Source organism: Variovorax sp. PBL-E5, assembly GCF_901827185.1.
GTDB lineage: Bacteria > Pseudomonadota > Gammaproteobacteria > Burkholderiales > Burkholderiaceae_C > Variovorax.
In genome coordinates this window covers 5,097,056-5,121,163 of record NZ_LR594671.1, presented here as the reverse complement: position 1 = coordinate 5,121,163, position 24,108 = coordinate 5,097,056, and the positions used below count along the sequence as shown (strand labels likewise).

The following is a 24,108-nucleotide window of genomic DNA, read 5'->3' as shown; positions in this document are numbered from 1 at the left end:
GAAACTCTCCCCCAGGCTTCGCGCACTTCGTGTCGCTTCGCCAACCCCCTCACCGGGGGCAACACCGGCGGCCCGGCAAAGCCGGTTCCGCGGTGTTTCCCGAACGGGCGTCGCTTTGCTTGCCGCTGCGTTCATTCGTCGCGAGTCGCGCGAGGCGCTTTGGAGCAGTTGAAATGAAGCAGGCCCTCTCTTCTCGGCGCGCGGCGCGCGCGCAAGGCGTGCGCTTCGCCATGCGGCCGGTGGCGCTGGCGCTGGCCTGCATGGGCGCCGCGCCGGCCATGGCGCAGATCCTGCCGACCTGGAACAACTTCACCGTGCGCGGCGGCGCCGTCAACGTGGGCATGCCGACGGCCGGCGGCAGCGTGCTGCCGATCACGCAGACCACGCAGCGCGCCATCGTCGACTGGCAGGGCTTCTCGATCGGCGTCGGCAACGCAGTCAACATCACGCAGCCCGCTGCGACCAGCATCCTGCTCAACCGCGTGACCGGCGGCGGCCTGTCGACCATCGCGGGCTCGCTGACGGCCAATGGCCGCGTGTTCCTGGTGAACCCGAGCGGCGTGCTGTTCACCGGCACCTCGTCGGTCAACGTCGGCGGCCTGGTCGCATCGACGCTGCAGATGGGCACCAGCAACGACGCGTTCATGGGCGGCACCGAGAGCTTCCAATTCAACCAGCAGGGCGGCCTGAGCGGCCGGGTCGAGAACCAGGGCAGCATCACCGCCACGGGCGGCGGCACGGTGGCGCTGATCGGCGCGGACGTGCGCAACAGCGGCCGCCTGGTCGCCAACCACGGCACCGCCGGCCTGGTGTCGGCCGATGGCGTCACGATCGACTTCGCAGGCGACGGGCTCACCACCTTCAAGGTCTCGCCGGGCCTGTTCAGCAGCGTGCTGAACAGCGGCACGGTGCAGGCCGACGGCGGCCGTGTGGTGCTGATGGCGACCGCCGGCAGCGAGGTCGCGCAGGGCGTGGTCAACGTGGACGGCGTGCTGCGCGCGCGTTCGCTGAGCTCGCGCAACGGCGAGATCGCCCTCGACAGCGGCAGCGCGCCGGCCGGCATCACGCTGGCCGGCGGCGAGGTGACTGTCGCCGGCCACGGCGAAGGCGTGAAGGGCGGCACGATCACGGCCACGGGCCAGGGCATCCTGATCGGTTCCTACACGCCGATCGACGAGACCTTCTCGGTGCTGGACCCGGCAACGCTCGATGCCAGCGGCAAGGCCGGCGGCGGCAGCATCACGCTGCGCGCGTCCGCCGTCGCCGGTGCGCCGGACACCGGTGCGATTGCGATGACCGCCGGCAGCACCCTCCGTGCCGATGCCACCGGCACCGGCAACGGCGGCCAGATCCAGCTGCTCGGCGAGCGCACGCTGCGCGCCTACGGCACGCTGTCGGCCCGGGGCGGCCCCGGCGGCGGCGATGGCGGCTTCATCGAGACTTCGGGCGGCTTCGCCGTGCCTGCCGGCGACACCAACGGCGGCATCGAACTGCTCGGGCTGCGCACCGACGCCTCGGCGCCGGCCGGCCGCGCGGGCACCTGGCTGATCGACCCGTTCGACGTCACCATCGTCAACGGCGCGGCCGCGGGCACGCTGCCCACCAATCCCTTCGACCCGATCGCGACCTCGACCGTGCAGGACGGCGACATCAACGCGGCGCTCAATGCCGGCACCGGCGTCACCATCACCACCGGCACGTCCGGCCCGGCGACGGCCGGCAACGTCAACTTCGGCGGCGGCGTGCTGATCGACCGCACGGTGGGCACCGCGCCGCTGACCTTCGAGGTCGATGCCAACCTCGGCATCAACGCGCTCAACACCAACGCGACCATCCGCTCGAGCGCCGGTCCGCTCAACGTGGTGTTCAACGCCGGCCTGGGCGCGCTGCCCGACCAGAACGGCAACATCGGTTTCAACGGCGTGATCACCACCAACGGCGGCGACGTGGTGATGAATGCGCGCAGCCGCGACACCGGCGCGAGCCCGATCATTCTCAACAACACGCAGATCGACACGCGCATCGGCCAGCTCGACACCAACCCGGGCGGCTCGGTCAGCATCACCGGCACGCGCTCGCCCACCACGGGTGTCTTCAACAACGTGGTGCAGATCACCGACACGACGATCCAGAGCTCGACCGGCAACGTGTCGATCACCGGCATCGGCGGCACCAACGGCACCGGCGTGCAGATGATCTCGACCGTGGGCGCGAACGCGGTCGCGACGAGCGTCTCCACGACGCTGGGCGCGATCCGCATCACGGGCGTGGGCAGCGGCATCTCGTCGAGCGGCATCGTCAGCCCGGGTTACGGCATCGAGATCAACGGCACCACGCTGCGCAGCACGGACGGCGACATCGTGCTGCACGGCCTGCACGAGGCGGCCGCCATCGATGGCGGCGGCAACGGCGTGGCGGTGGTCAACAGTTCCGTCGTCACCGCGCTCGGCAGCGGCAACATCGAGATCACCGGCGCATCGCAGGGCGCCGATCCGGGCGTCCTGATCGGGGCGGCGACCGCGGTGACCGGCAGCGTGGCCTCGCGCGTCGACGGCAACCACAACGTCGTGCTGCGCGCAGCCACGGGCGGCGCGGGCGATGCGCTCGACATCAGCGGCACGGTGCGCGCCGGCAACGTGCTCGACCTGCGGCCGGGCGGCGTCGACGCGCTGGGCAATGCGAGCGACCTCACCGCGAATCCGATCACGCTCGGCGGCACCGCGGCCAGCGGCTTCGCCATCAGCGCCGACGAGTTCACGCGCATCACGGCCGGCACGATCGTGGCCGGCAGCAACCTGCACGCGGGCGGCATCGACGTCGTCGGCCCGCTCGCGCTGGCCTCGCCGCTGACGCTGCAGAACGGCGGCGGCGGCAACATCACGCTCGGCGCACCGGTCGCGACGCCGCAGCTCGGCCTGCTGAGCGGCGGCAACATCACGCAGGCCGCCGGCGCGACGATCACGGCCGGCACGCTGCTCGCGCGATCGAGCGGCGGCAACGTGCTGCTCAACGAACCGGGCAACGATGTCGGCACCGTGGCGGGCGGCGCGGCCGGCCGCTTCGAATACACCGATGCCAATGCGCTGACGCTGGGCTCGGCCACGGTCACGGGCTACGACGCCGCGTCCAACCTGCCGCAGCCGGTCAGCGCGACCTCGATGGCCGCGGGCAGCGCGCTGGTGCGCACGCTCACCGGCGATCTCTCGCTCGGCACGAACGTCAGCACCACCGGCGGCGCGGATCTCGTCGCTGCGGCACGCTTCCAGAATCTCGCGGCCTACACCATCGCGGGTGCGCCCTGGCGCGTGTGGGCCGATACCTGGATCGGCGAGACGCGCGGCGGCCTGTTCGGCTCGGGGCTGCTGCCCAACCTCTACCACTGCGCCTACCTCGGGCTGTGCGGCGTCACCGTGTCGGCGACCGACAACCATTTCATCTATGTGCAGCAGCCGACGGCGACGGTGGTGATCGGCGATGCCTCGCGGCGTGGCGGGCTGCCGAATCCGCCTTTCATCTACAGCATCACCGGCCTGATCCTCGGCGACACCGCCGCCGGCCTCCCCGGCTTCGTCAGTTCGCCGGCGGGCCCGGCCAGTCCGCCGGGCGTGTACCCGATCAACGGCGTCTTCGCATCGGCCGCGGGCTACGCGGTCAACGTGATACCGGGGCAGCTGGTGGTCGGCGGGTTCGTGCAGCTGCCGATGCCGGACGTGCTGCGCGACCTGCCGAACACCTGGACCTACGACCGCAACATCGGGCCGCCGCCGATCTGCTTCGCCACCGGCCCGCTCGAAGGCGACCGCGCCGACCAGGGCGGCGACATCCTCGCGCGCGAATGGACGCGCGTGCGTTCGCGGCCCAATCTCACGAGCTGCGTGGACACGGAGCGGCGCAACGGCTGCGCGGATTTCTAGCCGGTCGATCGCGGCGTGTTGAGCAGCGCCGCATAGCGCTGCTGCGAACTCGCGGCCATCGCATGCCGCGCCTCGAGCAGCACGATGCAGCGCAGCGCGAGGTCGAAGGAGCCGTAGACGCAGTGCGCGATCAGCGCCAGCTGGCGCAGCTGCTCGTCGCTCATCGGCGCGGGTCGCGCGATGTCGCGCACGTAGACGATGTCGGCCTCGAGCAGTTGCCGCAGCCCGCGGCCCTGGTCGCCCTCGACCACGCAGGGCGCGATCGGCCCCTGCTTGATCTGGTCGAAGCAGTGCGGCATGAAACCTTGCCTACGCAGTTCGCGATCGATCTCGCCGAAAGGCGGCTGGCCCTGGTAGAGCGTCACGAAGGACACCTCGGTGTGCACCGCGACCGCCTGCGCGAGTTTCGTGCGGCCGCCCTGCAGCACCATCAGCTCGCTGCCTTGCACGTCGAGCTTGAGCAGGTCGATGGCATCGATCTCCGCGAGTTCATCCAGCCGATGCGTCTGCACCGGCTCGCGCGCCAGCACCTCGGCCAGAGGCACGAGGCCCGCGAACAGCGCGAGCGTGGCCGCGTCGGGCGCGAGCAGGCTGGTCATGCCGCTGCCGCGGCAGACATGCAGCGTGTGCATCGCGCCATCGGCCACGGCGTGCGGAAGATAGTGTTCGTTCGGTGTCTGCCGCGCCTGCAATGCGGCGAGCGCATCGGCCTGCGGCTCGAAGCCCGTCACGCGGCACAGGCCGGCCGCGAGCATCGCGGCATAGGGCGCCGGGCCATCGATCGGGTTGGCGCCTACGTCGACGACCTCGGTCGCGCGTTGCGGCGCGAGCAGATCGCGCACGGCCCGGCCATCGAGGCGCGCGTGCGTCATCGCTGCGCGAGGCTGCGCGCGAGGCTGCCGGTGTAGCTGCGCTGCCCGTGGTGGATGAAGTCCGAGCGCAGGTCGGCGAAGACCTGGCCGCCGGCTTCGCGCCAGCGCCGGCAGAAGGCGAAATCCTCGCTCAGGTAGCGGCCGTTGCCGGGCTCGGCCAGGGTGTCGAAGAAGCGGTAGTGCGGCCACGCGGCGGCGGCGGGATCGGTGTCCGCATCGGGCGTGTAGCGCAACTCGGGATGGCGCGCGGCCAGCCGCACGAACACGCTGCGCGCGATCAGCATGAAGCCGGTCGGCGCATCGGCCACGGCGACGAAGCCGTCGGCGTCCTCGGCCCGCGTGCCGGGCAGCGCATTGAGCGGAAACTTCGCATGCCGCGCCTCGAAGTCGGCGCGCGTGCTGCCGGCCGGCAAAGGCGCCGCCAGCCCATGCTCGGGCCAGCCCTCGGTCTTTTGCGGATAGACACCGGCCACCACCTCGCGGCCGGCCCGCAGCAGGCGCAGCGCCGCTTCGGGCTCGAAGCCGATGTCGGCATCGATGAAGAACAGATGGGTCCAGCGCGCATCGGCCATGAACTCGGCCACCAGCCGGTTGCGCGCGCGCGTGACCAGGCTGTCGCCTTCCAGGAAGCGCGTCTGCATCGAGAAACCATGCGTCCAGGCCGCATTCACCAGGCCCATGAGGCTGCGCACGTAGACCGAACTCATCGTCGCGGCATAGCACGGCGTGGCGACGAAGGGGCGGAGGGCTTTCAGGGCCTGCGGGTCGAGCATCTGCGCATTATGCGAACTGGCGCGGACGCGGTCAGCACGGCCTCGCCTGCGGATGTGAAGGATGGAACGCGATGGGGGCTCCGGTTACTGAAGCATCCACGATGCTCACCGCCATGTCGCCAATGGCAGCCACTGATCAACGAGGGAAGGAACGTGAATCATGAATATCCGCGAAATGCCGGATCTGCGCACGATGACACCTCCGACCACGCCCCCGAGCACGCTTTCGGCGGCGAAGTCCGAATCGATCGAAATTGCCGTCAAGGTGATCGAGCAAAAAACCAGCCTCCCGGCCGATGTCGCGATCAAGACGCTCGTCCGCCGCATCAGGCAGCGTGCCTTCGATTCGCAGCGGGCCGCCATCGCGCGAGAAAGCGTGGTCGCCTCCGCGCTGACCAGAGAGTCCTTCGCCAGGAACTATGGGTTGGCCGATCTTGCCAAGGTTCATGTGAGGGCGATGCTGACGCATGGGTCCAATGCGACGCCGGACGCCAGGCTCGGCCCCCACGAGGCCAGGACGCGCATCGCCGCCCTGCGCGATGAGCGAAGACGCATTCTGGAAGAACTTGTCGAGGACAACGACATTCCATGGCGATGCGGGTTCAACTTGAAAGGGCAAGAGGTCGTGTGCGTCATGCAGGCCGATGTGATGCGGATCTCGGCGTACTTGCTGAAGAAGTGGGGCTACGGTCATTGCGAGGAGCAAGCGTCGGCGGCCTGGCGGTTTCTCCGGGAGTGCGATCCCCATGGCAGCCTGGTGGAAGTCTTCCGTTTCGAAGGGGGCGATCACATGCTGGTGGTCATCGGTCGAGAACGCGATTCGGATCTGGAAGACATGAGCACCTGGGGGCCGGACGCGGTGGTGTGTGATCCCTGGGCTGACAAGGTCTACCCCTTGTCGGCCTTCGACGAGATGCGGCTGCCCAGGAACGATGTGCGGGATTTCCTTGCGCTGCATCGGATGCACTGCTTGACCGGCACCATGCAGCGCCTGGACGAAGACCGCTGGGGAGGATTGCCTTGATGAAGCGCGAGCGCAGATGCGGATGACGACCCACCATGCCCGACCGCCATGTCGCCGACCGCCAGGCCTTCCTTCGATTGGCGGCGGAGATGCATCGCGAACTCGCTGTTCCCGTGCCGCCGATTCACCTCGAATCGGACGATGCGATGGCGCTGTCCCTGGACCTGGGCGACGCACCCATCGAGATCATCCACTCATTGACTCGGAATTCGTCGTCGGTGTTGCTCGATTGCGAAGTCGGCCGCGTCCCGCGCGGCCCTGCCGATGCGTCCGAATACCGGCTGCTTTGCGCCAGCGGCGAATTGTTCCGGATGCGGCAGGCATCCCTCGGCATGGATGCTGTTCGGCAAGCGATCTTCTGCTCGCAATGGAGATCGCTCGTGTCGCTGACGGCGGCCGATCTTCTCGCCGAGGCGCTCGCGTTGGCTCGTCCGCTCAGAGACTGGGTGCGGGCAGGTCTTCATGACGACCATTGGCCAGGCGTGCTCGGCACGTGCACGCGCTGCTCGTCAACCACGAGCGACGACGCCGTCCATTGGCGGCGCGTCTTCCGTGCCGCCGTCGAATCGCTGGGCGCAGGGCGGGCACCTGCCGAGGACCACGTCGGCGAGGCCGGATCGAGCGTGGACGTCGAGATCATTCATGATGGGATCTCGTTCTCGATGGCGCATTCCCTCGAGGTCCCGCGCAGACTGACGCTCGAACTGACACTCGGCCCCTGCGCCGATCTTCCCGCCGGCGAGACGGCGCTCCTGCTTCAATTCAACAGGGAACTTTCGCGCGACGATGGCGCCGCATTCAGCGTGGCCCGGCAGCGCGATCTCATGCGCTTCGCATGCGCTCTGGACCTTGAAGCGCTGGGCACGGAGTCGTTGCGGCGGCGAATGACCGAGCTCGCCGTGCTGATGAAATGACCCGTTCGGGACACCGATGGATGCGGCCCTTCGGTGCGCTCAAGCGATCTGTCCGGCGCGCCGCGTCGACAACAGTGCCCGCAGCTTGGCCGGTGCGACCGGCTTGGTGAGCAGCATCACGCCGCGCTGGCGCAGCCGCTGCAGCACCTCGGGTCCGGTGGCGCCCGACACCAGCACCGCCAGCGCATCGGGCTGCAGCTGGCGCGTGGCGTCGATCACGCCCATGCCGTCCTCGTCGCCCGCGAGTTGCAGGTCGCACAGCACGACATCGAAGCGCGCGCCGGCTTCGCCCATCCGGGCCAGCGCCTCGGCGCCGCTCGCCACGCATTCGACCAGGCAGCCCCATTGCTGCAGCAGCGCGCGGCTGCCGTCGAGGATCGCGGGGTCGTCGTCCACCACCAGGCAGCGCAGCCCGGCCAGCGGTGCCGGTGCCACGGCTTCCGGCGCGGGTGGCGGCACCTCGCGCGGATCCGCGCGCGGCAGTTCGAGCGAGAAGGTGCTGCCGGCCTGCAGCGCCGAGCAGAGCTCGATGCGCGTGCCGAGCAGCGCCGCGATGCGCGTGCAGATCGCGAGGCCGAGGCCGAAGCCCTGGCGCCGGTCGCGCTCGGCGTTGGCGACCTGGTAGAACTCCTCGAAGATGCGCGCCTGATGGATCGGCGCGATGCCGACGCCGTTGTCGCGCACCTCGATGCGCACCGCGCTGCCGCGCCGCCGCGCGGCCACCAGCACCGCGCCTTCGGCCGGCGTGTGGCGGATCGCGTTGCTGACCAGGTTGCCGACGATGCGCAGCAGCAGCGCGGCATCGGTGCGCACCGCGAGGCCCTGGTCCTTCCAGCGCAGCCGGACCTGCGATTCGGCCGCCCCGGCGGCATGTTGCGCATCGAGCTGGTCGAACAGCGCCGCCAGCGAGACGCCGGTGATGCTCGGCGTCAGCACCTGGGCGTCGAGCCGCGAAATCTCCAGCAGGTCGTCGAGCAGCACGCCCATGAACGCGGTGCCTTCCTGCAGCCGCAGCACCGCTGGCCGCTGCGCGGCGCTGGCGGTCGGCAGCAGGCCGTCGATGAAGAGGCCCATCGCATGCAGCGGCTGGCGCAGGTCGTGGCTGGCGGCGGCCAGGAAGCGGGCGCGCGACAGCGCCGCCTGCTCGGCCTCGGCCATGCGCTGCAGCGCGACGGCAGTGGCCTCGCGCACCTTGTCCTCGCTGCGCTGCCGGTTTCGCTGCAGGCGGTCGGCCAGGCGGTTGATGTCGTGCGCGAGCGTGGCGAGTTCGTGCCGCGCGCGCGGCGTGCCGATCGGGCGGCCGGCCTCGATGTCGGCGGCCTGGGTGTCGGTGGTGACGAGGTCGCAGCGCGCGTCGAACTGCCCGGCCTCGAGCGCCGCGACGGTGCGCGAGATGCGGCGCAGCGGCCGCGTGACGGTGCGCGCGGTATGGCGCACCCAGGCCCAGGCCGCCAGCAGCGCGATCAGGCCGACGCCGATGCCGGCCATCAGCGAGCGCGTGCGTTCGTGCGTGTAGGAGGTGGTGTCGCGGAAGGTCTGCACCAGCCCGATCGGCGCTTCGCCCGCCGCGGTCGAGCCGGCGGGCGAGAAGGCGCTGGCGCGCGAGGCTTCGCGCAGCGTGACCGGCGCGGTGAACATGCGCAGCTGCGCGAGCGGCGGCGCCTTGGGCCCGGCCGTGACGTAGATGCCGGCGTTGTTGCTGATCTCGACACGCGTCACCTGGCCGCCGCGCAGCGCGGCGTTGGCGACGTTCTGCAGCGCCGGCAGGTCGCCCGCATAGAGGCTGAGGTCGGACATCGCCGCGACCTGGCGCGCCACCGCTTCGCCCTCGGCATCGAATGCGGCTTCGAGCGTGTTGAGGCGGATGTGCGTGAACCAGCCGGTGAGCGCCAGCGTGACCACCGCGCAGGGCACGATGCCCAGCCGCAGCAGGTCGCGCTGCAGGCTGCCGCGGACCACCAGCGTGCGACCGTCCGGCAGCGGCGGGTCGATGGGGCTTGCCGCGGAGACGGGCACGACCAGGCGGTGGCTCGAGGAGATCATCGGGTGGCCGTCACCCGGGCGGTCAGCTCGCGTTCTTCGGGCAGGTGCAGGCCGAGTCCGCGCGCCACGGTGCCGTTGACCCGCACGCTCGCCGGCGTCGCCGGCTCGACCAGCACGCCGGCACTTCCCGCATTGGCGGCGGCGACCTTGCGTGCCAATGCGCGCGCCTGCTGCGCGAGCTGGGCCGGTGTCGAGATCGCGGCGGCCAGCCCGCCCGAGCGCACCAGCCCCTCGCTGGCGCCGAACACCGGCAGCCCGGCACCGGCGCCGGCGCGCAGCACCGACAGCGTGGCCGCCTGGCTGTCGCCGATCAGGTCGGGCAGCACCAGCAGCGCGTCGCTGCGCGGCACCAGCAGGCGCAGCACGGCGGCCAGCGATTGCGCATCGGGCGCGTACTCGACCCGCACGTCCCAGCCCTGCGCGGCCCGCCGCAGTTCGCGCACCAGCGGTTCCGACTCGGCGGTGGCGACCACGCCGAGGCGCCGCTTCTGCGGCAGCACTGCATCGATCAGCGCCAGCTGGTCGGCCATCGCCGGATCGCGCAGCAGCACGCCGACATGGCGCTCGCCGCGCCGCAGCCCGGGGTCGCTCTTCAGGCTTTCATAGTCGAGCCGGGTGAGCATCGCGAGCACCAGCGGATCGCGGCCCGGCCGATCGATCGCCGAGCGTGCCGCGTCCATGCCGACGGCGACCGTCACCGCGGGATCGGCGCCAGCGTCGGAGCGCAGGCCGCGGGTGCGCACGCCGGCCATCGCGCGGTCCTCGTCGGCACTCGCGCTGTCCGCCGCCGAAGCGACAGTGGTGCTGGCGGCGGTGTTGGTGGTGCCGAGGCGGACCACGTCGACGCGGCTGTCCTTCTCCTGGGTGTCGCGCAGCTCGCGCACGAATTCGGCATGCGCCGCCGTGTCGTCGGCCAGCAGCACGGTCAGCCCGGCCGCCTGTGCGGCGCCGCACAGCAGCGCGGTGCAGAGCAGCGCGATGCCCGCGACGGCACACGGCACGGAACCGGGCGTGGAAAGGCAATTCGCAAACATGGTGCAAGGCCGTTGGGTATGGAACCCAATGTACGGATGCGGCTGTTTTCGCGCGATAAGGCAGAGGGCTTATGTCGGCGCCCGTGCGGCCGGATTGCGGCGTCCGCCGGTGCCGTCTCGCGGCCGCTCGGTCTATGTCCGATGGGGGATGCCCGCCGCGAGCGGATCCTAGAGCACAGCCTGCCGGATCGCGCTCAGCTGCGCATGGATCGCCTGCCGCAGCATCCGGGGCGAGACGGGCTTGTAGAGCACGGCCACGCCGGCGCTGGCGACTTCGCGCAGCCGGTCGGGCTTGGTCTCGCCGGTGACGAGCAGGCGCCCGGTCTCCTCGCCGATGCCGTGCGGATGGCGCTCCAGCGCAGCCAGCACGTCCAGTCCGTTGTCGCCGCCCTGCAGCAGCAGGTCGCTGAGCACCAGGTCGGGCGGCCGCTCCCAGGTGTCGGCCAGCGCCAGCGCCTCGCTGCGCGTCTGCGCGATCAGCACCTCGGCGCCCCAGTTCGACAGCACGACCTGCAGCCCTTCGAGGATGGTGCGCTCGTCGTCGATCACCAGCACGCGCACGCCGTGCAGGCTCGGCGCCTCGTCGATCGCGATGCCGCCGGCGGGCAGCGCGGCGGGCAGCGCCTGGGCCGGCACGGGCTCGGCCGCGCGCACCAGCACCCGCACGCAGGTGCCCTTGCCCGGCAGCGAGCTCAGATCGACGCGCGTGTTGAGCAGCGCCGCCAGCCGCTGCACGGTGGCCAGCCCGAGGCCCATGCCGCGCGCGCCGCGGCCCTGGCGGCCGTTCGGCTCGACCTGGTAGAACTCCTCGAAGACCCGCGACTGGTGCTTGGGCGCGATGCCGATGCCGGTGTCCAGCACGTCGATGCGGATCGCCCGGCCGCGCCGCCGTGCGCCGATCAGCACGCCGCCCTCGGTGGTGTGGCGCAGCGAGTTCGACACCAGGTTGTTGAGGATGCGCGACAGCATCACGTAGTCGCAGCGCACCCACAGCTCGGTCTTGCGCACCACCAGCCGCAGGTTCTGCTGCTCGGCCACGGCGCGGAAGTTGCGGCTGATCTCGTCGAACAGATGGTCGAGCGCGAAATCCGTCCACTGCGGCTGCAGCACGCCGGCGTCGAGCTGCGACAGGTTGAGCAGCTCCGAGAACAGCCGGTCGAGCGAATCGACGCACTCGCGGATGTGGCCGATGCGCTGCAGCCGCACCGGGTCGGTCTCGCCGTTGGCCAGGCCGTCCGAGAACAGCGTGAGCGCGTGCAGCGGCTGGCGCAGGTCGTGGCTCGCGGCCGCCAGGAGGCGCGTCTTGGCCTGGCTCGCCACCTCGAGCTGCCGGTTCTTGCTCTCCAGCTCGGCCGTGGCCTCGGTAATGCGGCTTTCCAGCTGGCTGCGGCTTTCCGTCAGCGCGCGTGCCGCCAGGTTGAAGCCGTGCTGCAGGCGCCGTACTTCGGCCGTGCCTTCGAGCGCCACCTGCGCGTTCTCGCCGGCGCCGAGCTGGTCCACGGCCTCGCCGAGCGCGCGGATCGGCGCGCTGATGCGCCGCGCCGCCCACCAGCCGGCCAGGCCCACGCCGACCAGGCTGGCGCCCAGCACCAGCACCACGTTGATCCACACCGATTGCCTGGCGACGCGCACCGCGTCGAGGTTGATCTCCACCATCACCTTGCCGGCATGCATGCCGTCCTCGGCGACGATCGGCGCCACCACCTGCAGGCCTTCGGCCGGCTTGCGGTCGGGGGTTTCGGAGTTGGCGAGGATCTCGCCATCCTCCGACCAGATCTGGACCTGCTGCACATGCGGCTGGGAGCTGCCGGACTCAGCGCTGTGCTGCAGCGCACGCCGGTCCATGCGCTGGATCTGGGGCTGCGCCACGGTCGCGACCTGCAGCGCGACGGTCTGCGCGTTGGCCCGCATCAGTTCCGTCACGTTGGCCAGGTGCTGGCGGGTCAGCACCGCGATCGCGCCCAGCGTGGCCACCGTGGCGGGCAGCAGGGCCAGCAGCACGAGCTGCTGCGCCAGCGTGAGGCGCACCAGCAGGCGCAGGGTGCGGAAGGGCTGGCTCATGGGCGGCGCGCGCACGCGCGGGCCGGGCGATCGCCGATCGGCCCAGGTCCATGAATGATTAAAAACGCCACGTTTCCTGCAGAAGTTGGTTTCTAATTGTGTTCTTGACCGCCCTGTTTTGACCAGCCCGTTCACCGGGCCTTCCGCCATTGCGCTTTCCGACGATGCAGGCCACTGTCCACCTCCCCGCCGGTGTCGCACTCCCCGCCGACGCCCCGGCTCCGGCGCGCCTCAAGGGGCCGATGGTACGGCGTGTCGGCGCCGTGCTGTGGCGCTGTGCGCTGGCGCTGCTGCTCGGCGTGCAGCTTGCGGCGACGGCGCAGCCGGCGGCGCCCGCCGCCAATGCCGCGCCGCTGCGCTTCGGCATCCTGCCGCTGGGCGGCGCCTTCGAATCGCGCAACGACTGGGAGCCTCTGCTGGCGGACCTGAGCCGTGCCATCGGCCGTCCGGTCAGCGTGCTCTCGGTCACCTCCTACGAAGCGCTCGAACAGGCGATCCAGCGCAACGAGGTCGACATGGCCTTCCTGTCCGGAAAGATGGCGCTCGACGCCGTGACGCTGCATCGCATGACCGTGGTCGCTCAGGTCACGCGCCACGACGGCCTGCCCGGCTACCGCGCGCTGCTGCTGACGCGCAAGGCCGGCCCCTTCAATTCGCTGAAGGACCTGCTGGCCGCGCCCGAACGCTGGCGCATGGCGCGCGGCGAGAGCCGCTCGGTGTCGGGCTTCATCGTGCCGCAGCTGCAGCTCTTCCTGCCGAACCATATCGTGATGGAGACGCGCTTTCGCAGCGAGCTGGTCGGCACCCACCAGGTGACCGCGCTCGCCGTCGCCAACGGCGAGGCCGACGTGGCCACCAACAACACCGCCGACTTCGAGCGCTTCCGGTTCCAGTTCCCGGCCGAGGCCGATCGCCTGCAGGTGATCTGGGAGTCGGAGCTGATCCCGCATGCGCAGATCGTGATGCGGCGCGACTACAGCCGCGACTTCCAGAAGAAGGTGCAGGACTTCCTGGTCGATTACGCGCGCGGCAAGGGCCCGCGCGGCGAAGCCGAACGCGCGACGCTGAAGTCGCTGCACGACCTCGCCGGCTTCCTCGCCGCCGGCAACAACTCGCTGCTGCCGGCCGCCAAGCTGTCCTACCAGCTCGCGCGGCAGAGCGCGATGACCTCGCAGTGGGTCAACGAGGCCGCGCGCCAGGCGCGGCTGCAGCGCATCGAGAGCAGCTATGCGGAGCAGGTCGCCGCGCTGCGCGACAACCCGCCCTGAATTCTTCTACTTCTCGGGCTTGATCGCCTCGAAGACCGTCTTGATCTTCGCCAGGCCGTCCTGCTTGATGGCCATCAGCCGCGCCGCGCTCGGATCCGGCGCCGCGGTGACGGCCATGTCGAGCAGCTTGGTTTTCACGGCCGGCTGCTTCAGGGCGGCGCGCATCGCGCCGTTGATCCTGTCGGCGATCGGTGCCGGCACGCCGGCGGGGCTGAAGAGGCCGTACCAGATCTTCATGTCGATGTCGTGGAGCGTGGTGCTCTCGTCGAGCGTCGGGATCTCGGGCGCCGCCGGCGAGCGCTGCGTGTCGCTGATGCCGTAGGCGATCACCTGGCCGCTGCGGATCTGCGGCAGCACGCTGGGCAGCACCATCACCGCGAGATCGACGTGGCCGCCGACCACGTCGGTGAGGATCTGCCCGGCGGCCTTGTAAGGCACGTGGCGCATGTCGACCCTGGCGCTCGACTTGATCAGCTCGCCGAGGATGTGCAATTGCGTGCCGACGCCCGCCGAGGCGTAGCTGTATTTGCCGGGGTCCGCCCGCATGGCCGCGATCAGCGCGTCGGTCGACCTGGCCGGCATCGTGCTGCGGCCGACGAGGATCATCGGCTGCGTGCCGATCAGGCCCACCGGCGCCAGCGGCGTCCAGCGTTCGAGCTTCGCCTGCGGGTCGGTGATCTGCATCAGCTCCAGCTCGCTGCCGCTGCCCAGCAGCAGCGTGTAGCCGTCGGCCTTCGACTCCATCACCTTTCGTGTGCCGACCACGCCGCCGGCGCCCGGCACGTTCTCGACGATGAACTTCTGCCCCAGCTGCGTCGACATCTCGGCCGCCAGCAGCCGCGCGAGCAGGTCGGTGCCGCCGCCGGGACCGTAGGGCACGACGATCGTCACGGGCCGTTCGGGGTAGTCCGCGTGCGCAAGGCCCAGCGTCAACACGGCCGCCGCGGCGACGAGGATTCGATTCAGTTGCTTCCACATGTGCAGTCTCCCGATGAAGTCATGTTCGATCGATGGCAGCCAGGCCGAAGCCGTGCGCGCGTTCGATGGCTCGCGCGGCCAGCAGCAGCGCGAGCTCGTTGCGCGGCGCCGCGACCAGCTGCAGCCCGATGGGCAGGCCGTCCGCGCCCAGGCCCACGGGCAGCGAGAGGGCCGGGTGCCCGGTGAGGTTGAAGGGGTAGGTGAAGTAGGACCAGTCGACCGGGCCGCGGCCCTCGTGGCCGGCTGGCGCGTCGACGCCGACCGGCGGCGCGCTGGTCGGCGTGGCCGGCGTCGCCAGCAGGTCGATGCGGTCGAACAGCGCGTCGACCCGTTGCCGGACCGCGCGCTTCAGCGCCGCGGCGCGCGCCCGCTCCGGCTCGCCGAGCGCCTGGCTGGCCTGCATCATGCGACGCAGCGCGGGATCGATGCGGGCCGCGATCGATGCGTCGTCGTCGAGCTTCGGCAGCCGCGATGCGATGCCGGCGTAGAACTCGGCGTTCCATGCGATGGCCGGGTCGTCACCGAAGACCGGATCGAGCGTGACGACCGTGCAGCCGGCGCGGACCAGCGGGTCGAGTGCGCGCCGGCAGTGCTCCTGCACTTCGGCCGTCGCGCGGCCGGGACCGAGGTTCTCGCACCAGCCGATGCGCCATTCGCGCGTCGGCGAAGGATCCGGTCCGGCCGCCGCGCCGGCATAGTCCGGCACCGGCAGCGCGAGGCTGCCGGGGTCGCGCGCGTCGTGTCCCGCGATCACCGACATCAGCAAGGCGCAATCCGCCACGCTGCGCGCCAGCGGGCCCACGTGGGCCAGCGCCGGCGTTGCCGAGGCCGGCCACACCGGCACACGCCCGAACGTCGCCTTGAAGCCGACCAGTCCGCAGAACGAGGCCGGGATGCGCAGCGAGCCGCCGCCATCGGTGCCGAGGGCCGCTGGCACCAGCCCGGCGGCCACGCCGGCCGCGGCGCCGGCGCTCGAACCGCCGGGCGTGCGCGCCGGGTTCCATGGATTGCGCGTGATGCCGGTCAGCGGCGCGTCGCCGACCGCCTTCGAACCGAGTTCGCTGGTGGTGGTCTTGCCGGTGATGCAGGCGCCGGCCGCGCGCAGCCGCGCCACGGCCGACGCATCCTCGCGCGCGACATGGTCGGCAAAGGCCCACGAGCCGAAGGTCTGGCGCACGCCGCCGACCGCGATCAGGTCCTTCACGCTGACCGGCAGTCCGGCCAGCGCGCCAGGATCATGGCCTTCGGCGATCCGCGCATCGACGCGGTGCGCCGCCTGCAGCGCGAGCTCGTCGGTGCGCGTGACGCAGGTATTGAGGCGAGGCTCGATGCGATCGGTGCGATCGAGGAACGCACGCACCACGGCCGATGCGCTGACCTGTCGCGCGCGCACCGCGGCGACCAACTCGGTGGCCGAACAACGCACGAGCGCGTCCGCGTCCATCACGCATGCAGCTCGGCATGGACCGGCGCATCCTTCCACGCCAGCAGCGTGCCGCGGTTCAGCCGGCGCTTGCCGTAGACCAGCCACACCACGTCGACCTCGCCGATCACCTGGTCGATGCGGAATCGGCCCGGGTGCTGCGCGGCCAGCTCGATCGCGGTGAAGCCCGAGTCGTAGCGATGTTCGAGCAGGCCTTGCGCCACCGCCGAATTGGAGACCTGCTCCAGCCGCGTCTCCCAGCGCGAGGTGTCGAAGTAGCCGCGCGTCGCGACCATGTAGCCGAGCGATTTCGGCTCGGCGACATCGCTGCGCGTGAGCACGCCCATCGCCTTGGTGGTGCCGATGAAGCTGTCGACCAGGAAGATCTCGGTGTGATGGCGCTCGATCGTCAGCGCCACGTCCGGATGCGCGCAGACCTGGATGGTGAAGTCCACCGTGCCGGCGCGCATCATCTCCAGCGCATCGAAGAAGTGGCTCACGTAGACGATCTTCGCGCCCTGCAGGCCGTGGAAGTCGATGTAGCGCTGCGTGTTCAGGTCGTGGTTGCTGCCGGCCGGGCCCAGCGTGGCGAAGGTCTTCATGGCCCGACTCTAAGAGCACGGTCCGGCAAGGGCCTGTATCCGCAGATACAGGTTTCGCACTAAAGGCCCTCGACCCTGCGCTCCAGCAGGTCGGGCCGCAGCACCTCGACGTGTCCGGGCTGGGTCTGCACCAGGCCCTGCGTCGCCAGCTTCTTGAGCGTGCGCGTGACGGTCACGCGCGACAGGCCCGACATCGCCGCCAGCTGGTCGTGCGTGAGATGCACCTGGGGCCGACCGCGCCGCGGGTTCTGCAATTGCTCGACGCGCGACACGCGCGCCAGCAGTTCGAGCAGCCGTTCTTCCGGCGTCGACGAGGTGAAGCGCATCAGCTTGCGGGCCAGCGAGCGCTGCGTGACGTTCATGAGGCGGATCAGCGCGACCGCGAGTTCGGGCCGCGTGCCGAATGCGGATTCGACCGTGGCCGCGTCGAAACAGTCCAGCGTGCAATCGGTGATCGCGAAGGTGGTCGCGAAGCGCGGGCTGCGCTCGAAGGCCGGGCCGGCGCCGAACAGCGTGCCCGGTCCGAGGATCTCCAGCAGCAGCGGCGCGCCGTTGGCGCGCGCCATGGTCGCGCTGATGTAGCCGGCGCGGATCAGATGGAAGTGGCCGTGCACGGCCTGCGCTTCGCTGAGCGTGGTGCCGGCCGGCACCCACACGCGCTCGCCCAGGCCCCGGGCATCGAGCCAGGGCCGGGTGCATTGGAGGGAACCGTCCCAGGTCGCGTAGATGCTCATCGGCCCCGAAAGCGTACACCGGCCGCGCCATCACCTAACCCCTTCGCACTAGGCCGCCACACCGCCCTAGGCCATTCGCCAGATTTGCCGCCGCACCCCCGCGCCGGAAACTAGATGTTTCCATTCAGGCGGGGATTTCCCTGCCGTCGACGGAGCGCGGATGAGTTGGCGTACTAAAGTGGTTTGGAGCGAGGGGATGCTGCTGCAACCCCAGCACCTGCAGCAAAGCGAGCGCCATGCCGACCATGCGCGGCACCTGCTGTTGCGAAGCACCACGCCCTATGCCTGGGGCTTTGCCGAGCTCGAGATCGATGCCGCTGCGCTGTCGCTCGGCAAGCTGGCGCTGGTGCGCGCGGTCGGCCTGTTCGGCGACGGCACGGTGTTCGACATGCCGGCGGTCGATCCGCTGCCCGAGCCGATCGAGATCCCGTCCACGATGCGCGACGAGCCGGTGGTGCTGGCGCTGCCGCTGCGCCGTGCCGGCGCGCGCGAGGCCGATGCCGAAGCCTACGAAGACCTGGTGCGGCACCGCGTGCTCGAATCCGAGGTGCCCGACTCCAACACCGCCGGCGAGCGCACCGCGACGCTGCAGCTCGGCACGCTGCACACGCGCCTGATGCGCGCCGGCGACGCCACCGATGCCTGGACCACCCTCAACGTCACGCGCGTGGTCGAGCGCCGCGTCGACAACCAGGTGCAGCTCGACCGTGCGCTGCTGCCGCCCTTGCTCGACGTCGCCGGCCATGCGGTCATCCGTGCCTGGCTCGACGAACTGCTGGGCCTCTTGCGCCAGCGTGGCGAGGCGCTGGCCGGGCGCATGACGCAGGGCGGCACCGGCGGCGTGGCCGAGATCGCCGACTTCATGCTGCTGCAGACAGTCAATCGCAACGAGGCCGTGTTCGCGCACATGGCCCGAAGCGCGATGCTGCATCCGCAGCGCTTCTTCGAACACGCCCTGGCGCTGGCCGGCGATCTCGCGACCTTTCGCGATGCGCGGCGCGTCACGCGCTTCGGTCCCTACATCCATGACGACCTCGCGCTGAGTTTTCGTCCCGTGATGGACGACCTGCGGCGCAGCCTGTCGATGGTGCTCGAACAGTCGGCCATCCGCATCGAGTTGCACGACCGCAAGCACGGTGTGCGCGTGGCGGTGATCCCCGATGTCGAGCTGCAGCGCAACGCGACTTTCGTTCTCGCGGTCAATGCGCAGATGCCGAGCGAGGCGCTGCGCGCGCGCTTTCCGACGCAGGTCAAGATCGGGCCGGTCGAGCGCATCCGCGACCTCGTCAATCTCGCGCTGCCCGGCGTCACGCTGACGCCGATGCCGGTCGCGCCGCGGCAGATTCCGTTCCACACCGGCGCCAACTACTTCGAGCTCGAGACGCGCAGCAGCGATCTCTGGCGCCAGCTCGAACAGTCGGGCGGCGTCGCGATGCACATCGCAGGCGACTTCCCTGGTTTGGACCTCGCGTTCTGGGCCATCAGATCATGACCACGCCCGACCCCTTTGCCGCCTACGAATCCGAGCGCACGGTCATCAAGCCCAAGCCGCGCGCGCCGGGCGGCGGCGCGGCCGCGGTGCCGCCGACGCAGCTGGGCGGCGGCGATGCCGTGGCCGGCGAACTCGGTGAACTCGGCCTGCTCAACCCGCTGGTGTCGGCCGCGGGCAAGCTGCTGGTGCTGATCGGCAAGCTGCGCAACCTCGTGCAGCCGCGCGACGTGCAGGCGCTGCGCGCCTCCACCGCCGAGGCCGTCAACCAGTTCGATGCCGACGCGCGCCGCGCCGGCGTCGCCAACGAATCGGTGCTGGCCGCGCGCTACGTGCTGTGCACCGCGCTCGACGAGGCCGTGGCCAACACGCCCTGGGGCGTGCAGGCCGGCTGGAACAAGCAGAGCCTGCTGGTGCAGTTCCACAACGAGACCTGGGGCGGCGAGAAGGTGTTCCAGCTCCTGGCCAAGCTCGCGCAGGACGTGCCCACGCACCGCCAGCTGCTGGAGCTGATCTACAGCGTGCTTGCGCTCGGCTTCGAAGGCCGCTATCGCGTGGTCGAGAACGGTCGCGCGCAGCTCGACACCGTGCGCCAGCGCCTGGCCGACCTGATCGCCAAGGACCGGCCCGCGCCCGAGGCCGAGCTCTCGCCGCACTGGCGCGGCCAGGCCGCGGGCACGGCGCGGCTGCGCGAGTCGCTGCCGCTGTGGGTGTTCGCGGTCGGCTTCCTGCTCTTGCTGGCGCTCGCGTGGTTCGGCCTCAGGATCTCGCTCAACAACCGCTCCGATGCCACCTACGCGGCGGTTTCGAGCCTGCGCGTGCCCAACGTCCAGATCGCGCCGCCGGCGGTGATGGCCAAGGCGCCGCGGCTCGCGAAATTCCTCGAGCCCGAGATCAAGCAGGGCCTGGTCACCGTGACCGACGAGGCCGACCGCAGCACGGTGCGCCTGCGCGGCGACAGCTTCTTCGGCTCCGGCAGCGCCGAGCCGATGGCGCAGTCGCTGCCGGTGCTGAACCGCATTGGCCAGGCACTGGCCGAGGTCAAGGGCGATGTGCTGATCACCGGCCATTCCGACAACCAGCCGATCCGCTCGATGCGCTATCCGTCCAACTGGCATCTGTCCGCCGCGCGCGCCGATGCGGTGAAGGGCGCGCTGTCGACGCTGGTCGATCCCGCGCGCATGCGCTCCGACGGCAAGGCCGATGCCGAGCCGATCGCCGGCAACGACACGCCGGCCGGCCGCGCGCGCAACCGCCGCGTCGACATCGTGCTGCTCAGTCCGCCCGAGCGCGTGGCCGCCGATCTCGCGGAGGTGAAGCGATGAAGAAGCTGTTCGGCTGGCTGTTCAGTCCGCTGCTGCTCACCGCGCTCGCGCTGCTCGTCATCGCGATCCTGATCTGGTGGGTCGGGCCGCTGATCCGCATCGGCGCGCTGGCGCCGCTCGACAGCGAGATGGCGCGCGCCGTGCTGATCGGCGTCATCGTGTTGATCGTGGTCCTGCGCGCGCTGTGGCGGCGCTGGCGTGCGCGCAAGGCGAGCCGGCACCTGACCGAAGGCCTGATGAAGGCGCCCGCGTCGCAGCCCGCCGCGCAGGCCGACAACGGCGAGCAGAAGATCCTCAGCACGCGCTTCACCGAAGCGGTCGCCACGCTCAAGCAGATGCGTCTGCATGCGGCCGGCCGCAAACCCGGCTGGCGCGACTGGCTTTCGCTGTCGGGCGGCAGCTATCTCTACGACCTGCCGTGGTACGTCTTCATCGGCGCGCCGGGCGCGGGCAAGACCACGGCGCTGGTCAACTCCGGCCTCTCGTTCCCGCTGGCCGACAAGTTCGGCCCCGGCGCGATCCGCGGCGTCGGCGGCACGCGCAACTGCGACTGGTGGTTCACCGACGACGCGGTGCTGATCGACACCGCCGGCCGCTACACCACGCAGGACAGCCACGAGGCCGAGGACAAGAGCGCATGGGAAGGCTTTCTCGGCCTGTTGAAGAAGGTGCGTCCGCGGCGCCCGCTCAACGGCGTGTTCCTCACCGTCAGCGTGGCCGACCTGCTGAGCCAGGGCGCCGAGGCGCGCACCTCGCTCGCGGCCTCGATCCGCGCGCGCCTGCTGGAGCTCGATGCCAAGCTCACCACGCGGCTGCCGGTCTACGTGCTGGTGACCAAGAGCGATCTGCTCTACGGCTTCGGCGAATACTTTGCCGACCTCGGCAAGGAACAGCGCGCGCAGGTCTTCGGCTTCACGCTGCCGGTCGAGGAAAGCGCGCAGGTCGACGAAGCCGGGCTCGGCGCGGCCTTCCAGCGCGAGTTCGCCCTGCTGCACGCGCGCGTCAACGACGGCCTGATCGCGCGCATGCAGCGCGAGACCGACGGCACGCGGCGCGCTGCGATCTTCGGCTTCCCGGCGCAGTTCGGCGCCGTCGGGCCGCTGTTGTCCGATCTGCTCGACCAGGTCTTCACCGGCTCGCGCTTCGCGCAGCCGCCGTGGGTGCGTGGCGTCTACTTCACCAGCGGCACGCAGGAAGGCAGCCCGATCGACCGCGTGATGGGCAGCCTCGCGCGCAGCTTCGGCCTCGAGCGCGCGATGCTGCCGCCGCAGAAGAGCAGCGGCCGCAGCTACTTCCTCACGTCGCTGCTGCGCGACGTGGTGTTCCCCGAGCAGCGGCTGGCCGGCGCCGACGTCAAGCTCGAACGCCGGCGCCATGCCGTGCGGCTGGCCGCGGTGACGGCGATGACGCTGGTCACCGTCGCGCTGCTCGCGGGCTGGGGCTACAGCAGCTGGCGCAACCTGGCGTACCTGCATGCGGTCGAGGCGCGCATCGAGCCGGCACGCCAGACGCTGGCGGCACTGCCGGCGCGCGTGCAGAACCTGGTCGAGGTCGCGCCCGTGCTGCAGGGCCTGCGCAACATCTGGCGCGCGCCCGAGAACCGCGAGGGCGATCCGCCGTTGTCGATGACGCTCGGCCTCTACCAGGGCGACAAGCTCGATGCCGCCGCCATGCTGGCGCACCAGCGCGCGCTCAACGAGGCCTTCCTGCCGCAGCTCGCCAAGCGCATCGAGGACCAGCTGCGCACCGCGCAGAAGGACAACCTCGAATTCAGCTACGAGGCGCTCAAGACCTACCTGATGCTCAACCAGCCCGAGCACTTCGATGCCGAGGCGCTCAAGGCCTGGATCACGCTCGACTGGGCCCGCAGTCTGGACCGCGGCGTTCCCGAGGACCAGCGCAAGCTGCTCGAAGACCAGCTCGACGTGCTGATCGCGCAAGGCCCGCCGCGCTCGCCGCTCAAGATGGACGAGAACCTGGTGCGCAACGTGCGCGCGGTGCTGGCCAGCTATCCGCTGGAGCAGCGCGTCTTCAGCCGCCTCAAGCGCCAGCGCCTGGGCAGCGACGTGCCGCCCTTCAGCATCGCCACCGCGGCCGGGCCGTCGGCGCCGCTGGTGTTCGAGCGCATCAGCGGCAAGCCGCTGATCGAGGGCGTGCCGGGCATGTTCACCTACGACGGCTACCACAAGCGTTTCCAGAACGCGGTCACGGTGCAGACCGCGCTGCTGGCGCAGGAAGACCCGTGGGTGCTCGGCCAGGACCGCGGCGTGGCCGACAAGCTGCGCGATGCGGCCCAGCTCGGCGCGCTGACCGACCGCGTGCGCCGGCTCTACCTCGAGGAGTACGTGAAGGTCTGGGAAGCGATGCTGGCCGACGTGCGCCTGGTGCGCGCCACCGGGCTGGAGAAGAACATCGAGACCGCGCGCATCCTCTCGGGCGTCGACTCGCCGCTGGCCAACTTCCTGCGCGCGGTCGTCAAGCAGACCACGCTGATCCCCGCCGAAACGACCAAGGACGCGGTCAGCAAGGCCACCGAGACCGTGCGCAATACGCGCAAGGGCCTGGAAGATCTGTTCGGCGGCGACACCAACAAGGCGGTCGCGCCGGGCAAGCGCATCGAGAGCATCGTCGACGACCGCTTCGAGCCGCTGCGCCGCCTCGTCACCGCGGTCGCGCCGGGCCAGCCGGCGCCGATCGACGATGCGCTCAAGCTCTTCAACGAGGTCTACGTGTACCTCACCGCGGTCGACACGGCCGTCAAGGCGCGGACCTCGCCGCCGCCCGGCGACGTCGCGGGCAAGCTCAAGTCCGATGCCGGCCGCCTGCCCGAGCCCGTGCGCTCGATGGTCGAGAACCTCAGCCAGGCCGGCGCCACGCAGGCCAGCGTGGCCGAGCGCGGCAACCTGAGCCAAGACCTGCGCCCGGTCACCGACTTCTGCAACCGTGCGATCGCCGGCCGCTATCCCTTCGTGCCCGGCAGCAGCCGCGACGTGCTGCCCGAGGACTTCGGCCAGATGTTCGGCCCCGGCGGGCTGATGGACGACTTCTTCCAGAAGCGCCTGGCCGCGCTGGTCGACACCAGCACCAAGCCCTGGCGCTACAAGCCGGTGGCCGAGCGCGCAGCCGTCACCACGCAGGCGCTCGCACAGTTCGAGCGCGCCGCGCGCATCAAGGACATCTTCTTCCGCGCCGCCGGCCGCACGCCGGCCATGCGCCTGGACTTCAAGCCGGTCGAGATGGACGAGACCATCACGCAATTCATCCTCGACGTCGACGGCCAGCTGGTGAAGTACTCGCACGGCCCGGTGGTGCCGATGGCGGTGCAGTGGCCCGGCCCCAAGGGCAGCAACCAGGTGCGCGTGCAGGTCAGCCCACCCTCGGCCAGCGGCCCCTCGGGCCTGGCGGTGGACGGCCCCTGGGCCCTGTTCCGCGTGCTCGATGGCGGCCAGCTCGAGGCCGGTGACGCGCCCGAGAAGTTCTTCATCACCTTCCAGATCGGCGCGCGCAAGGCGCGCTTCGAAGTCACGACCAACAGCGTGCAGCATCCGATCCGCCTGCGCGAGCTGCGCGAGTTCTCGTGCCCGGAGGGGTTGTGAGCGCCGCGCCGGGCCGCCCCAAGCAAGCGCGCGCCCCCTCGGGGGGCAGCGAGGACAC

Annotated in this window: 16 protein-coding genes; 7 read left to right on the top strand and 9 right to left on the bottom strand. The window is 70.7% G+C overall.

The genetic code is table 11. The annotated features are described in order from the left end of the window. Positions 1–173: 173 nt before the first annotated feature. Positions 174–3,914, top strand: coding sequence for a beta strand repeat-containing protein (locus tag WDLP6_RS24935; RefSeq protein ID WP_162594518.1), 3,741 nt, complete (start codon positions 174–176; stop codon positions 3,912–3,914). Here WDLP6_RS24935 and WDLP6_RS24930 read toward each other — a convergent pair. Both WDLP6_RS24930 and WDLP6_RS24925 read right to left on the bottom strand, forming a co-directional pair. Then, entirely contained in the window at positions 3,911–4,786 is an 876-nt protein-coding gene (locus tag WDLP6_RS24930) for an FkbM family methyltransferase (protein ID WP_162594517.1), read from the bottom strand. The genes WDLP6_RS24935 and WDLP6_RS24930 overlap by 4 nt on opposite strands. Further along, entirely contained in the window at positions 4,783–5,559 is a 777-nt protein-coding gene (locus tag WDLP6_RS24925) for a hypothetical protein (RefSeq protein WP_162569824.1), read from the bottom strand. The genes WDLP6_RS24930 and WDLP6_RS24925 overlap by 4 nt, the downstream gene beginning before the upstream one ends. Before the next feature lie 160 nt (positions 5,560–5,719). On the opposite strand from WDLP6_RS24925, the gene WDLP6_RS24920 reads away from it, so the two are divergent. Then, positions 5,720–6,583 carry a hypothetical protein gene (locus WDLP6_RS24920; RefSeq protein ID WP_162594516.1) on the top strand — a complete coding sequence of 288 codons (864 nt, stop codon included), beginning with the start codon at positions 5,720–5,722 and terminating at the stop codon, positions 6,581–6,583. 35 nt (positions 6,584–6,618) lie between these two features. After that, positions 6,619–7,497, top strand: coding sequence for a hypothetical protein (locus WDLP6_RS24915; RefSeq protein WP_162594515.1), 879 nt, complete (start codon positions 6,619–6,621; stop codon positions 7,495–7,497). 39 nt (positions 7,498–7,536) lie between these two features. Here the strand turns inward: WDLP6_RS24915 and WDLP6_RS24910 are convergent, their stop codons facing one another. The 3 genes from WDLP6_RS24910 to WDLP6_RS24900 all read right to left on the bottom strand — a co-directional run bounded on the left by WDLP6_RS24910 (position 7,537) and on the right by WDLP6_RS24900 (position 12,635). Then, on the bottom strand, positions 7,537–9,540 hold the full coding sequence (locus WDLP6_RS24910; RefSeq protein ID WP_162594514.1) for a hybrid sensor histidine kinase/response regulator: 2,004 nt from the start codon (positions 9,538–9,540) through the stop codon (positions 7,537–7,539). Then, positions 9,537–10,541 (bottom strand): ABC transporter substrate-binding protein, encoded by a 1,005-nt coding sequence (locus tag WDLP6_RS24905; protein WP_232077303.1) that lies wholly within the window; start codon positions 10,539–10,541, stop codon positions 9,537–9,539. The genes WDLP6_RS24910 and WDLP6_RS24905 overlap by 4 nt, the downstream gene beginning before the upstream one ends. 201 nt (positions 10,542–10,742) lie before the next feature. Next, entirely contained in the window at positions 10,743–12,635 is a 1,893-nt protein-coding gene (locus WDLP6_RS24900) for an ATP-binding response regulator (protein ID WP_162594512.1), read from the bottom strand. A 242-nt stretch (positions 12,636–12,877) separates the two neighbouring features. On the opposite strand from WDLP6_RS24900, the gene phnD reads away from it, so the two are divergent. Next, a complete protein-coding gene (gene phnD / locus WDLP6_RS24895) occupies positions 12,878–13,903 on the top strand; it encodes a phosphate/phosphite/phosphonate ABC transporter substrate-binding protein (RefSeq protein WP_162595248.1) in 1,026 nt (341 codons plus the stop codon). 6 nt (positions 13,904–13,909) lie between these two features. Here phnD and WDLP6_RS24890 read toward each other — a convergent pair whose 3' ends face one another. Genes WDLP6_RS24890 through WDLP6_RS24875 form a run of 4 tightly spaced genes read right to left on the bottom strand, consistent with a single transcriptional unit; the run spans position 13,910 to position 17,640 of the window. Beyond that, entirely contained in the window at positions 13,910–14,881 is a 972-nt protein-coding gene (locus WDLP6_RS24890; protein WP_162594511.1) for a Bug family tripartite tricarboxylate transporter substrate binding protein, read from the bottom strand. A 19-nt stretch (positions 14,882–14,900) separates the two neighbouring features. Beyond that, entirely contained in the window at positions 14,901–16,325 is a 1,425-nt protein-coding gene (locus WDLP6_RS24885) for an amidase (RefSeq protein ID WP_162594510.1), read from the bottom strand. After that, positions 16,325–16,906 carry a hypothetical protein gene (locus WDLP6_RS24880; RefSeq protein WP_162594509.1) on the bottom strand — a complete coding sequence of 194 codons (582 nt, stop codon included), beginning with the start codon at positions 16,904–16,906 and terminating at the stop codon, positions 16,325–16,327. The genes WDLP6_RS24885 and WDLP6_RS24880 overlap by 1 nt, the downstream gene beginning before the upstream one ends. A 59-nt stretch (positions 16,907–16,965) precedes the next feature. Continuing rightward, on the bottom strand, positions 16,966–17,640 hold the full coding sequence (locus WDLP6_RS24875) for a Crp/Fnr family transcriptional regulator (protein ID WP_162594508.1): 675 nt from the start codon (positions 17,638–17,640) through the stop codon (positions 16,966–16,968). 160 nt (positions 17,641–17,800) lie between these two features. Here WDLP6_RS24875 and tssK point away from each other — a divergent pair, with 160 nt between their 5' ends. From tssK to tssM, 3 genes are read left to right on the top strand one after another with little or no spacing between them, the layout of a single operon-like run. Then, complete coding sequence (gene tssK / locus WDLP6_RS24870; RefSeq protein WP_162569814.1) at positions 17,801–19,132, top strand: type VI secretion system baseplate subunit TssK; 1,332 nt, start codon at positions 17,801–17,803, stop codon at positions 19,130–19,132. Then, positions 19,129–20,454: a DotU family type VI secretion system protein gene (locus WDLP6_RS24865; RefSeq protein ID WP_162594507.1), complete on the top strand. Its 1,326-nt coding sequence runs from the start codon at positions 19,129–19,131 to the stop codon at positions 20,452–20,454. Before tssK ends, WDLP6_RS24865 begins: the two co-directional genes overlap by 4 nt. Continuing rightward, positions 20,451–24,050, top strand: coding sequence for a type VI secretion system membrane subunit TssM (gene tssM, locus WDLP6_RS24860; RefSeq protein WP_162594506.1), 3,600 nt, complete (start codon positions 20,451–20,453; stop codon positions 24,048–24,050). The genes WDLP6_RS24865 and tssM overlap by 4 nt, the downstream gene beginning before the upstream one ends. The last annotated feature ends 58 nt before the right edge of the window (positions 24,051–24,108 follow it).